Raw genomic sequence first — 13,043 nt, forward strand, 5'->3', positions numbered from 1 at the left:
ATGGCTTATTTTGGACAAGATGTAATCCCTTCGGAAGAAGGGTTCAAAAGATACTCTCCTAATACAGATGCAATTCAATTAATCAAATCAACAAATAGCTTATCAACATTCAACAACTACTCTTTTAGAACAAAAGGTACTTCGACACTAAGGCTGATTATAAGAAAAAGTCTTTATGATGATTTCGAAACAGACCAAAATGTTTTCGGTATCTCTCCTTTCCAAACTTACAATTTAGGGTATGACGGTAGTAAAAGGTCTTTTAGAACTAAGAAAATAACACACAGCCAATCAATTTGGTCTTATTTTACAGTTGATGTTTCTGTTCCTTCTACCTTGAAGTTCAAATGGCAAGTTGCGTCAGAGAATACTCGTGATATTTTCCATTTTTCAGTTAATGGTACTACGATATTTACCTCAGGTAATAGTCCTACGTGGCATGATTATTCACGAGATTTACCTGTTGGAAAACACAAAATTGGTTTCGGATTCTCAAAAGACCATTCTGTTGATACAGGATATGACGGTGGACTTGTAGATAATCTTGAAATAGTCCCTAAAGGTAGCAGTAGTAGTAGTTATATAAACCTAAGTGGCTCTAAGGTAACAATTGACGGTGTGACAGTAAGAGACATTGAAAAGTATATTAACACATCTGCTTCAACAGATGCTTTCTACGTTGTAGATATTACAGGTCTTAACCCTGTTGTTGGTAACAAGATTGTGATTTCAGGCTTGAACTTAGGCTATGTTTATGCAGTAGAGGTTGATAATTCAAAAGGTGGAGCATTAATTCACCACAATGATGAAGTTTTTAGTGTTACTGATTTAATGAAAGGTAAAATGCTTAGATGTAGATACGTTGCTAGTTCTAATGCTGTTGGTACTTTCTCTTTACTAGGTCAAGAAGACTATAGAGGTGGCTACAGAACAGATTTTATAGACCGCACAGTATCAACCCCCACCCCTAATGGAAACTTCTATTTCATTATGGTAGACACAAATGAAGAAACAGGTCAACCTATTCTGATGGCAGATAGGGTTATTCAACATTCTATCTCCTATAACACACTAAAAAGCGCAGGGGCAATGAGTGGTCGTGGTATCGTAAATAGGTCAATGGGCGAAAGAAAGGTCTATATATCAGCACCTACAGGCTTCCCCACTATTGCAGAAGTAAAAGATAGTGAAGGCAATGTTGTGAAACCTGAGCAGAAATCACAATGGCAAAAACTAGAAGACTATGTTAAAACAGTAGACTATAATCACTTAGTTGATGGACTTGAACAAGTTTGGAATAGTAATACTACTTTTTCTATAACTCAATCTTTATATAGTGCTTCTAACTATTATGCTAGAAAAATTGGCACATATACAAACTACGTTATTACAGCTACAACAAACTCGTCTGGTTTCAGACCTTTACTAGAGATTTCAGCTTACAATAAGCTTCTAATATTTAACGATGGTGCTTATAAAACATGTGAGCTTGTTGATGGTGTGCCTAGATGGAGAAATGTAACTACACTACAACCTACTGTAGCTCAGTTCTCTAAGGATGGGATATACAATTTTCAAATACTAGACAGAGTTGACGCTGTTGTTCACAATACCCTAACACTTAGACAAGACCTTGTTGGTAGTGGTTTTAGTGAAAACAGTAAGATTTACGCAAAAAGAATTGACTTAGAAACTCTAAGAAATATTAAAAAAATGGAGGTGGACTAATAAATGATTAAGTCCATAAGATTCACAGTAGTTAGGGCAAGCTCATACTACGTTTTAGGTGGGGTAAGGCTATATGACTTAAATGGGCTTATTCTTCCTATTAAGTTCACTAACAACTATGATGCAGGAGCTACAGCTTATTTTCACATAGAGAATAAACACTACAACAGTGGGAAAGCAACTACTACAAATGTCTATAGCGCCACAAGCTACGCTGTAGATAATGCATTTGATACTTCAACATACACTGAGACAGATTCCACTAGAAACAACTATTGGCTATCAGGTTCAGCTAACTATGTTGATTTAAGTTTTGATAATCCAATTGCTTTAAGTAAAATTGATTTAAGACCTTATTGTGGTGATGGGGCTTCAAGAAAAATAAACTCTGTCACAATTGCTCTTACTATGTATAATGGTGAAGTTGTTACAAAAACATTTGACACAAGCTCATATATCGAAAATGAAAAAATGACAATTGACCTACTAGCAATGCTAGAAGAATCAGGAAAATCATACAACGAGCTATTCCTTATGAAAAATATCTCAACTAATAAAATATATTCTACTGATGTGTTTAGACAAGAATATCTTGTTAAAATGACTTCCAATACAGTTGATGCTTACGGTGGAAATATCACTGTTTCTGCTAGTAGTGTTTATAGCGTAAACTATCTAGCATGGAAAGCTTTTCGTAGAGGAGCAGGTGATAGTTATGGTTGGGTTTCCCTAAATGGAAAAACCACTAATCAATGGCTTCAAATTGACTATGGAGAAAGAAAATATGTCAATTGGGTAAGACTTACATCAAGAAACTATAACCAACCTACCGAACACCTGAAAAGCTTTGATATTTTAGGTTCTTATGATGGTGTAAATTGGAAGGTTGTAGGAGAGTTCAGGGATGTTCCTTCTTGGGGGCAATCTGAGACAAGAGAATATAAGCTACAATTCCCTAAGGACTACCGATACTATAGAGTCAGTGTAATTGCTAATCAAGGGTATAGTAATTATGTTACTATTGGTGATGTTGTGTTTGGCTATACCTCTATTGTTGAGCTTGATAATCTAAATGAAGAAAACTATAAGAAGTATGGTTCTTCTGAAATTAGAGACTTTAATATGCCACTAGGTTCTATTATTAAACCTATTCACAAGGAACAGATACAAAACAACAATGTTGCTTCGGTCACATTGGGTGAAAGACCCAAATCAATTAAACTAATAAAAAGATAAGAAGGTGAAAATATGAGAACTATACAAGTACCTAACTTCAATGGCACATCTAGCATGTTCCTCCCTTATACTTTGTACTATGGCTTTGACTTTACTTTTGAATTTTGGGTAAAACCAAATGACGCTACTACTCCTGTGGACTTCACATCTTTCTTTATGAGAGGTAATGCAAGCACAGCTAACGGTGTTATGGTATTTGATGGAAAGGTAAACTATCGAAGCAATCAAAGCAGTAATCAAGGTACTATAATTGAGGAATATAATAGCGTTAACTATCCACCTAATGAGTGGACACATGTTGCAGTTGTAGTTAGAAAAAATACTCAGTTAAGCTACTACAGAAACTTTGAGTTAGTTGGTACTTTCTCACTTCCTGTTTGGTCATCTTCTACTGCTAACCCTATTAGTATTGGTGATTGGAGCAATAACTATGGCTCACAATTCAACGGAGCTATCGCACTCCCTCGACTTTGGTTTACAGCTAGAACAGAAAAAGAAATCAGAGACAACGCTAGGAGACACATAGTATTCAACACTGTGGAGCAACCTGACTTAGCATTAGATTTCAATGGTGTTAGCTATACTAATGAAACCTATACTCTTGAGGACTTCGAAGTATACGAAGATGGCAGAGGATATTTCGAGAATGATAGTGTCCTTTACTCGATTGAAGGAAAAGATACATTGGTTATCCTTCCTAACAACAGTGATAAAACACTTCAAAACTATGGTTTGCAACTAGATAAAGAATACCCATTAAACCAAAAGTTCACAAAGAAAAAAACTGTAAACTATAACACCATTACAGGAGTTTATACAGAAGTCACATTAACACTACCTGAGTTTTATATTTATGATTACATAGGTAACAAACCTAATCTAAAATACAAATCTGAGATTACTGATTATGATGTATTGGCTTCATATATTGCCAATGAATCATTTGATTACTATGATTTATTCGGTAGTACAATGGAACTTACTTATTTCGAAAAGAACACATCAAATGAAACTCAAAAAGATGTTAAGCTTGCAACTACTCAATCACCTTTGGATAAATTATCAGGCGACATTAAGTTCTTGCTTTGGTCTGACGAAGAAAGAGTTGACTTTGTTGATAACATCATGGTTACTAAAGCTGTTCCTAAGAATCAGTTCCTAACGACTGTTCAAAACAAAAGACTTTACGGTTATTTGAAAGAAATTATCGTTAAGGACTTATCTAAAGACTATACTAACTCAGTTAAATTTGTTATCAGTGATGAAAAGAAAGAAAGTTGGTACTATTGGAACGAAGACTTAAATGAGTTCTCTCTTATCACAAACTTCTCTTTAGATGCTGTTAGACAGCATGGTATGTCTTATGATTCTATTTCTCGAATGACTGATAGAGATTGGACAAAATGGCGTAGAGAATATCTAAACCTTGGTATCTTGTTATATGACAACGATAGAGAAACAATGATTTCAAACATTGATAAAATCACATATCGTGAATATATTCCTAGACACTCAACTAAGATTAGTAGCGCTAAAGTACAAATCCTAAATACTACACCTCAAGTTGACTTAGATATGAATGGTTCAACTGTTGTTGGTACATTCCTTGATGCTGATGGTGGTAAGTTTAAGTACAGAATCCTTATAAACAACATTCCTTACTATCCTAGCAACGGTAATTTCACAGAGTTCTTAGATTCAGGCTATCAAATCAATAAGACAATTGATAGTAAATTCGTTCATATTGATAGTAATAACCAAATCAAAGTAGAGTTCAAAGACCAATTCGATACACTTCAATATTGGTCAACTACTTTCATTGGTACTTACACAGGATTGATGTTCAAAGATGTGTATAATAGCTACTACTCAACAGACATAGGTGAGATACTACAGTATCTTGATTTCGGTGTAATTATCGCAGGTCAAACTACTCTTGACTATGAGATTAAATTGAAAAACCAATATGGCTATGATGTTGAAAATGTCTCATTAGTCACTCAACATATGGGTGATATTCCTTTAGGTATGGAGATTCAATATAGCTATACCAATGCACCATTCACGCCTTTGGAAAGACTAGAGTGGGCAAAAATTGAAAACAATGAAGAAAAAACATTCTTTGTTCGAATCAAAACAGTTTTAGAAGCAACACCTAATGCCAATGGCTTATTCCACACAACAGTTAAAGCAGATAAAGTTGGTGGGTATTATGACCAAGAAGATGAAATTGAAATCGGTGAGACAACAAAGGATGGAAAAGTAGACTAACAGTTATAACCAACTGTGTACAAGGTAAAATTCACAATACAATGTGATTGGAGAGAAAAATAAATGAAGGATAACTTCGATTTAGAAACAGACATTGAAACTAGAGTTGAGGGTAGCGACACTACCCCTTCTCAGTTAAAAGTAAAATCACAAAATATTTACAGTAAAGATTCAGATATTACACCTGCTTTCAATGTTGAGAATGGTATTGAAACAGTTATTTCTAGTTCTGTTGAAAGTGAGGATTCAGTTGATACATCAATCACACCTTCTCTTTCTAAGAATGAAGAAATAGAAATTTCAGTAGCCTCTTCCCTATTCGGTGAAGAAACTGTTGATTTAGAAATCAATGCAGTTTATAGCGATACTAACAATATTGATTCTGATATCTCACCTAGAGTCTCTAATGAAATTGACAAAGAAACAGAATTAGAAGTCTCACTAGAAGATGAGTCATGTGTATTCGTTGAAATTATTGTATCACAATTTATAAGCAGTACAATTGATACTTCATTAACAGCTAGACTTGAAGATGAAGAAAATATTGACACTGAGTTAGATATTGTTTACGCAGATAAAATTGAAGTTGACAAAGAGCTTTGTGTTAGAGTTTCAGATGAATCAACAACTTTAGCTGAGATTGTTGCTAACACTGAGAGAGAAAGAGATATTTTAGTTGAAATTTCAGCTTCACACAATAAAGAAAGTAAAATTAATACAGAAATAAATTCTATTTATGGTAACAAATCAACAGTTGATGCTTTCTTAGAAATTTATTTCGGGGCTTTACGTGACCTTGATTTAGATACTGAGATTGTGGCTAGACATAATGACACAAGCAAAAAATTAGTTGAAATCACTTCTCGTGTACTAGAGGAAGCTGAGAAACAAGCAGAAATCACACCTCGTTTCTACGATTCTATTCAAAGTGACGCTGAGTTATTTGTTGTAGCATATGGTCAATCAGAAGTTTTAAGTGAAGCATATGTTAGAGCTATTGGCAATGGTGATGTAAACACTGTATTAGCTGTAGAAGTTGATGGTATGCACCAACGCAAAGCTTATGTTGGTGTTTGGGGTTATGATGAAACTCAAATAGAAACTGAGTTCGTTACTAGAGCAATTGACCACTTCCAAACTGATAGTGAAATGTACATTCGTGCATTAGAACAATCAAAAACTAAGGCTGTTGTAGGTGTATGGGGCTATATTGAAGATGATGCTTTACTAGCTGAAATTGAGGTTAGAGTTGGTGGAGAACATAGTATAGATACTTATATCTATGGTCGTGCCTACAAAAGAAATGATGTAAGAACTTCTGTATCATCAAGAGTAGGTGGAGAACACCTAAGGAATAGTGAGATTAGGATTACTTATCCTGATGACCATAAAGTAGACGCTTATATTTATGTTAGATATTTCAAGCATAACGATATTCCAACATCTATTACTGTAAATCCAAACAACAAAATGACTTTGAAATACATCTTATTTGCAGTAGGTACTTCTGCTCCTGAGACTGAATTAGAAGTTAAGCAATATGGCAAATCAGAGTTATTAACTGAAATCTACTCTCGTGCAGTTGCAGTTGATAAGCGTGATGTAGAAATCTTCGCTATCTATAGAGGTAACAGTGATAAATTGGTATCTATTCAACCAATTATCTATAACTTCATGCCTACTGAGATTACTGTTAGACCTCACAATAGAATGTATTCTATTTATGAGATTCAACAACCTCCTGTCGTAAGAAAAATTTTCTCCCCTACTCAAGACTCATTTACTCGTAGTGGTACTCTATATCAATCAATCAACTATGGATTCAATAGTAGTATGATTGCAGGTAAGAGCAAATATACGAATGAAACTTGGCGTTCATTCGTACAGTTTGACCTATCTTGGGTGAACCCTTCATATGTGCTTAAAGGTTCATATTTAAGACTATACTACTTAGGTGCTGTACCTGAAAGTCTTAAATTAGAAATTCTTAATGCTAAAGAAGAATGGCAAGAAGGAAGTATTACTGACCTTAATAGACCTACACCAATCCAACTAATCTCTAATGAGTTTACGGTGAACACAACTCAAAGATATATTGAATTTAATGTACTTGATGTTGTTAAGCAATGGATTAATTTGTCTCTTATCAACAATGGTTTTGTTATTCGTGTAGCTAATGAGATCGTTGATGGTTCATTAACATTTAGAACTCGTGAATCTGCTAACCCTCCTGAGCTAGTTGTAGATTACTATGATTCTCGTATATTCTCTCATGGTCGAAGCCAACTACCAACTGAAATCTTTGCTTATAAACGTAAAAACAGTGATAAGAAAACTGAAATTACAGTTGATTCTACATTCACTAACAAAGATATTCCAATTGAAATTAGAATCCACCAATTAGATGTTCCATTTGATGAAGATATTAATACTGAAATTACTGTCAATGCTTTTAAACGTCAGGCAGAATTAGAAGTTGCTCGTGTTGGTGAGCTTAAAGAGCTTGCTGAAATAACTGTATACTATCACACAGATAGCCCAACAGACAAAGTGCTTGTTGAAATTGATGCAAATAGATACTTAATTAAAACTGAAGTCACACCTGTCTTTACTGTAGGTGATAATCACAATGATGTTAATGGTAAATCAGTACCTAAGATACCTATTGAAATCAAAGCTATACGTGAAGGTTTCAACATTGAAATTTCTGTCCCTACTCGTGACAAAAAAGAAGTTGACGCTGAGATTGAGGTTAATGAAATCTCTATACGAACAATTGACGTTGAAATCTTAGTAGTTAAACACACTTGGTATGCTGAGGTTAGTTGTAGAAAACCTTTAAATAAAGACCTTAACACTGAATTAACTGTATCTCACGCTAAGAGACATATCGAGGTATTAGTACCATTCAAGAAAGATATTCGAGTAGAGATTGATGTAGTCGTTAAGTCTGATGTAGTTACTACTATCTACGTTGCAAGACCTGATGTACTAACAGAAGTCGAAGCTAGACAGTTAACTCAGAGTGATATGCCAACTGAAATCTATGTATTCAACTACAGATATATTCCTACTGAGATTGACGCTAAGAGTGTTAGTCAGGTATTAACTGAGATTGACATTAAGAAAGTGTCACAAGTTGATACTGAAATTACTGTCACTAAGAAAGTTGTATCTACTCAAATCACAGTACCTTACTATGGTGGTATTGAGAGGTATGCTGAAATCTTACCTAGAATCTTAATGGTAGACAACGTATATGTAGCAATTCAGGTTGGTGGCAAAGGTGGCGCATATGCGTTCATCATTTAAGCCTTATTATTTACTGTAAAATAAATTTTAAATAATTTTAAAATATCCTTCATAAAAGTAATATAATAATATAAAATACATTATAGAGGGTGCTATGTGCGATAGCTGTACCCTCTATTTGAATTGGAAAGGAATTAATAAACATGATTTTAGTATTTAAAAACTATGAGCTTAAAGCTTTTGGAGATTTCCTATATGAGCTTTCATTAAAAGGAAAGGACTCTCGTATGCGTTCTCGTTTCATTAGTATCTTAGAAACTCAGTTGCAATTAATTTCTACTGAGCGTGATATTCTATTACAAGATTACGCTAAGAAAGATGAAAATGGAGAGCCTATTCGTGACAAAGACGAAGAAGGTCAAGAGTTCGTTATCCTTGAAGATAGTTTCTCGTTTAACCTTGAAGTATCTAAACTAATGGGTGAGGAATTTATTATTGAAGTCAAAAACGAGAAAGTTGAAATGGTTAAAACTATTCAACGTATTGTATTTTATGTTGACAAAGAGTTTTCAGGTCTTGAAGCAGAGCGTTATAATCGCTTCTGTGATATTTTAGAATCAGTCTCTTTTGAAGAAAATGTTTAAAAGTAATATAATTATATGTCTAAGTAGGCGTAAAAATGTCATTGCTAGTAAAGTATCTCGCCTACCCTGACAAAATTGATGAAGTTCGGGTTGAGCTTGGCTCTCTTGAACAATATCAAATTATTAAAGCTGTAGAAAAAGTTCCTTCGGTTGAGGTTGACGAACCTCAAGGGCTACCAAAGGAATTTGAAATATTATTTAAGATTGTTGATAGCACAGCTCCTAGTGTAATCTCTCACTGCATGTCACGAGAAGATTTAGGAGATTACATCAATATTCTTAAACAAGTTTTAGCTCAAACAAAATAAAAAGACAAAGGACGATTGCCACATGAAATTAGTAGTAGACAAAAACTTAGTAAACAACACCTAAGAAGTAATGCTTTAAATTCAAGACATTACACCTGAGGACAAAGAACAATTCCATGATTTCGGTGAACAAACATTCAATATTGGCGGTAAGCTTTACGAAACTATTGAAGTTGAAAAAGAAGTAGGCATTGCTGAAACACCTAAAGTTGAGATTGTTAAAATACCTAAAACTGAAATGAAGTTAGTTGATGTTACTGACCCAATTTCAGGTACTACAACACAAGAAATGCAAGAAGTTCCTGTGTTAGACGCTGACGGTAAACAAGTGTATGAAGATGTTGAAAAACCTGTACTAGACAATGGTGGTAAACCTGTGATGGAGAAACACCCTATCATTGGAAAAGTTCAAGAGGAAGTTTTGCTTGCAGAATTAGATAATATCTATCACAAATTCCCATCTGAGTTCCCTATCAAGCGCACATTCACAGCTTTAGAGTTTGGCGATATAACTAAAAAGAATGCTTCTGTGGTTAATCCACGCTGTTGACATTGCTGAGAAAGAGTTCGGTAGTAAAACAGGAAGCTTAAAGCTTTCATACGTGTACAAAATGTTTCTTGGTAAATACGGAATACTCAGCATGTTTATGTCTCAAGCAATCTTCGAGAGCCTTGTTAATAAAGCCTTAAACACTATGGAAAAAACATTTAAAGTAGCACTCAATGAGTTACCTAAGTAATTATGTCACTTTTTTAAAATTCAAAAAATATCAATCGGAGGTGATTTTATATGTTAGAAATAAAACAAATGCCAGTAAGCTTTGCTAAGTATTCTATCAAAGCACCATACAAATTGAACCCCGAGTATATCACAGTTCACAACACAGCTAATGACGCACCTGCTATGAATGAAGCACGTTATCACAATAGTAATAACAATCAAGTTTCATTCCACTATGCTGTAGACGATAAAGAAATTATTCAAGTCGTTCCCACTAATAGAAACGCATGGCATTGTGGTGATGGACAAGGAAACGGTAATCGTAAATCTATTGGTGTTGAAATCTGCTACTCTAAGAGTGGTGGTGCTAAGTATGATAAAGCTGAGGAAAATGCTGTTGAGCTTGTAGCTTATCTATTAATGAAACATGGTCTAGGGATTGACAAGGTTCGCAAACACCAAGATTGGTCAGGTAAATACTGCCCACATAGAATTCTAGACAGAGGAACTTGGAAGGACTTCTTGAATCGTGTCGAGAAGTCTCTTAACAAGCTTCAAGGCAAATGTGAGTCTAATACACAACCTGCTAAAAACGAGCTGTACAGAATCAAGTCAGGCACGTTTAACACGAAGCTAGAAGCTGAGAACGCTAAAGCTAAGGTTGCTCAAAACAAGCTTGCCAACATTGATTACATCACAATCCATGAAGACAAAGGTAAGTTCTACTTCCAAACAGGTACTTATACTGACAAGGTGACTGCTGAGAAGTACCTTCAAAAAATGAAAGTTCTAAAGATTATTTGGGTTGGCACAGTCATCAAGACTCAAAAATAATATAATAATATCGAAAGGTATGAGAGGTTAAATGTCAAGACACTCAACAACAGGTTATTTAAGCTCAAATGGTTTTGAAGCAACAACTAAACCAATGCAAGAAATCATTCCTCCACCACCTTCTAATTGGTCTATTGGTTACACATTTGAGAAGTTTTCGTTCTATAACGAGACAGCTTGTAGCGTAATAATCAATAAAAAATACCCTATCACACTTTCCGCAGGTAGAGGTTTTGAAGTGGGTTATGATGATGTACCCATTGAATCTTTTGTAATAGTTGAAGCTCAAACACCATATGAGTTTATCGCTTCATTCTAAGGTTGCACAAAATGTCATTCTTTGGTAATCAAGGAGGGTCAAATGGTGGAAATAGCGGAATTTCTGTCTGTCCTTCAACTTATGCTGTTCTAAATATTACAGAACGTGACGCTCTTGTAGCTGTTCAAAACGGTGCAATTTGTTTAGTTCAAGACGCTTCCGCAGACCTGAGCGTAAAAGAAGGTTTTGCAGTTTACCAACGATTAGGTGAACTTTGGTTGAAAATTTCTGATGAAAGTATCATGCGTATTCAAAACACTGAATCCATTGAGGAAACAGATAATAAGCGTTTTGTTACTACTGAGGAAAAACAAATGATTTCAGAAACCAAACTTCGTGTGGATGGAATCGAAACTATCTTAGATGAATCAGTAATGATTCAAGAAAGCATCACTGAGCCATCGAAAAAAAATGTTCTTTGGATTTCAAACTAAACTGTAAACTTACAAGAATGGAGACAAATATATGTCAATTAAAAAGTTTAATACAATTTCACAACAATGGGAACTAATCACGCCAACTAAAGTAGAGCATGATATTCACGTTGCTAAAAAAGCAAGTGCAACAGAACTAGGTCACATTAAAATTGATACTACAACAATAGCTATTGATTCAGAAGGTAAAATTTCTGTAATCGGTGCGCCTGACGCAACAACGCTAGCAAAAGGTATCGTCCAATTATCTAGCGCTATCAACTTAAATGATGAAACAATGGCTTCAACACCTAAGGCAGTTAAGGACGCTTTAGCAGAAGCTAAGACATTCACAGAAGCTCAGATTGCTAACTTAATTGGTTCTGCTCCTGAAACACTTGATACATTTCAAGAGATTGCAGAAGCTATTCAATCAACTGACGGTGCATTAGAAGGTCTATTAACTGTTGTTGGTACTAAAGCCGACAAAACAGCTTTAGAAGCTACTGATGAAAATGTTACAGCTCTTACTCAAACTGTAACTTCTAACAAAACAGCTATCGAAGGTGCTTTAGCAAGTCACGTAGCTGACAATGAAGCACACATTACTCAAGCTGAACGTCAAGCTTGGAACGAAGGTTCTAATCTTTTCGTAGGTTCACTAGCACCTGCTAACACTAACTTACTATGGGTTACTGTAGTTGAGTAACTTAGTCTTCAAAGCCTTCAATTCAGAAACAGGCTTATGGGAAGACAAGAGCATACACAACCCTGACTTGATTTCTCATGCAGGTGCAAAGGCTAGTATATATCAAGCAGGACACGTTCAATTAACAAGTGCCTTAGATTCTGAATCTGAGGTACTTGCACCTACAGCTAAAGCATTGAAAACTGTTTTTGATTCTGTTGGCGTTCATGTTAACGAAAAAGACATTCATTTAACTCAGACTCAGATTGATACTATCAACTTAGTACCAACTCTACAAGCTGAAATAAAAGCATTACAAGCTGAGGTTCAAGCTCTCAAAGGGCAAACACCTACAGAATAAAAATAAAAGAGGCTGGGACATAACTAGCTTCAATTAGTGAGAAATCCGAATTTGAATGCATTCAAATTCGGATTTCTCTATTTTTTATGTAGTCTCCATATAGCTCTTAGCTAATGGCTGTGAATTTTCTTAAATTCACGGCCATTAATGCGAGGCCCATCTCGTTTTCAACCTTCGATTTTCCTCGTACCGAAAATCGAGTGAAACGCAAATTAGCCTTCAAGAATCCAAAAACTGGTTCCACGTCAATTTTGCGTTGACGATAAAT

13 protein-coding genes are annotated in these 13,043 nt (G+C 35.0%); 12 read left to right on the plus strand and 1 reads right to left on the minus strand.

Going from position 1 to position 13,043, the window contains the following annotated elements; all coding sequences use genetic code 11:
- The 12 genes from ABNX05_RS18210 (at position 1) to ABNX05_RS18265 (ending at position 12,775) form a co-directional block, all read left to right on the plus strand.
- Entirely contained in the window at positions 1-1,728 is a 1,728-nt protein-coding gene (locus tag ABNX05_RS18210) for a hypothetical protein (protein WP_349661009.1), read from the plus strand.
- Between the two features lie 3 nt (positions 1,729-1,731).
- Positions 1,732-2,964 carry a discoidin domain-containing protein gene (locus tag ABNX05_RS18215; protein ID WP_349661010.1) on the plus strand — a complete coding sequence of 411 codons (1,233 nt, stop codon included), beginning with the start codon at positions 1,732-1,734 and terminating at the stop codon, positions 2,962-2,964.
- 12 nt (positions 2,965-2,976) lie between these two features.
- Positions 2,977-5,235: a LamG domain-containing protein gene (locus ABNX05_RS18220; protein ID WP_349661011.1), complete on the plus strand. Its 2,259-nt coding sequence runs from the start codon at positions 2,977-2,979 to the stop codon at positions 5,233-5,235.
- Between the two features lie 63 nt (positions 5,236-5,298).
- Positions 5,299-8,547 carry a DNRLRE domain-containing protein gene (locus ABNX05_RS18225; RefSeq protein WP_349661012.1) on the plus strand — a complete coding sequence of 1,083 codons (3,249 nt, stop codon included), beginning with the start codon at positions 5,299-5,301 and terminating at the stop codon, positions 8,545-8,547.
- Between the two features lie 143 nt (positions 8,548-8,690).
- Positions 8,691-9,131, plus strand: coding sequence for a hypothetical protein (locus ABNX05_RS18230; protein ID WP_349661013.1), 441 nt, complete (start codon positions 8,691-8,693; stop codon positions 9,129-9,131).
- Positions 9,132-9,166: 35 nt separating this feature from the next.
- A complete protein-coding gene (locus ABNX05_RS18235) occupies positions 9,167-9,439 on the plus strand; it encodes a hypothetical protein (RefSeq protein WP_349661014.1) in 273 nt (90 codons plus the stop codon).
- A 238-nt stretch (positions 9,440-9,677) separates the two neighbouring features.
- Positions 9,678-9,989, plus strand: coding sequence for a hypothetical protein (locus tag ABNX05_RS18240; RefSeq protein ID WP_349661015.1), 312 nt, complete (start codon positions 9,678-9,680; stop codon positions 9,987-9,989).
- 240 nt (positions 9,990-10,229) lie between these two features.
- The gene (locus ABNX05_RS18245) at positions 10,230-10,994 is read left to right on the plus strand and encodes an N-acetylmuramoyl-L-alanine amidase (RefSeq protein WP_349661016.1); all 765 of its coding nucleotides are present in this window, start codon (positions 10,230-10,232) and stop codon (positions 10,992-10,994) included.
- 31 nt (positions 10,995-11,025) lie between these two features.
- A complete protein-coding gene (locus tag ABNX05_RS18250; RefSeq protein ID WP_349661017.1) occupies positions 11,026-11,313 on the plus strand; it encodes a hypothetical protein in 288 nt (95 codons plus the stop codon).
- A gap of 11 nt (positions 11,314-11,324) precedes the next feature.
- Positions 11,325-11,747, plus strand: coding sequence for a hypothetical protein (locus ABNX05_RS18255; protein ID WP_349661018.1), 423 nt, complete (start codon positions 11,325-11,327; stop codon positions 11,745-11,747).
- Positions 11,748-11,778: 31 nt separating this feature from the next.
- Complete coding sequence (locus ABNX05_RS18260; protein WP_349661019.1) at positions 11,779-12,435, plus strand: tail fiber protein; 657 nt, start codon at positions 11,779-11,781, stop codon at positions 12,433-12,435.
- Positions 12,428-12,775: a phage tail protein gene (locus ABNX05_RS18265; RefSeq protein WP_349661020.1), complete on the plus strand. Its 348-nt coding sequence runs from the start codon at positions 12,428-12,430 to the stop codon at positions 12,773-12,775. Before ABNX05_RS18260 ends, ABNX05_RS18265 begins: the two co-directional genes overlap by 8 nt.
- A gap of 106 nt (positions 12,776-12,881) precedes the next feature.
- Here the strand turns inward: ABNX05_RS18265 and ABNX05_RS18270 are convergent.
- The coding region (locus ABNX05_RS18270; RefSeq protein WP_349661024.1) for a transposase at positions 12,882-13,043 on the minus strand (162 nt) is incomplete at its 5' end.

Source organism: Lysinibacillus zambalensis (genome assembly GCF_040183165.1).
Classification (GTDB): Bacteria; Bacillota; Bacilli; order Bacillales_A; family Planococcaceae; genus Lysinibacillus; species Lysinibacillus zambalensis.

Coding starts and splice junctions, on each gene's coding strand:
- ABNX05_RS18210 (WP_349661009.1), top strand. CDS start 1: ATGGCTTATTTTGGACAAGATGTAATCCCTTCGGAAGAAGGGTTCAAA.
- ABNX05_RS18215 (WP_349661010.1), top strand. CDS start 1,732: ATGATTAAGTCCATAAGATTCACAGTAGTTAGGGCAAGCTCATACTAC.
- ABNX05_RS18220 (WP_349661011.1), top strand. CDS start 2,977: ATGAGAACTATACAAGTACCTAACTTCAATGGCACATCTAGCATGTTC.
- ABNX05_RS18225 (WP_349661012.1), top strand. CDS start 5,299: ATGAAGGATAACTTCGATTTAGAAACAGACATTGAAACTAGAGTTGAG.
- ABNX05_RS18230 (WP_349661013.1), top strand. CDS start 8,691: ATGATTTTAGTATTTAAAAACTATGAGCTTAAAGCTTTTGGAGATTTC.
- ABNX05_RS18235 (WP_349661014.1), top strand. CDS start 9,167: ATGTCATTGCTAGTAAAGTATCTCGCCTACCCTGACAAAATTGATGAA.
- ABNX05_RS18240 (WP_349661015.1), top strand. CDS start 9,678: ATGAAGTTAGTTGATGTTACTGACCCAATTTCAGGTACTACAACACAA.
- ABNX05_RS18245 (WP_349661016.1), top strand. CDS start 10,230: ATGTTAGAAATAAAACAAATGCCAGTAAGCTTTGCTAAGTATTCTATC.
- ABNX05_RS18250 (WP_349661017.1), top strand. CDS start 11,026: ATGTCAAGACACTCAACAACAGGTTATTTAAGCTCAAATGGTTTTGAA.
- ABNX05_RS18255 (WP_349661018.1), top strand. CDS start 11,325: ATGTCATTCTTTGGTAATCAAGGAGGGTCAAATGGTGGAAATAGCGGA.
- ABNX05_RS18260 (WP_349661019.1), top strand. CDS start 11,779: ATGTCAATTAAAAAGTTTAATACAATTTCACAACAATGGGAACTAATC.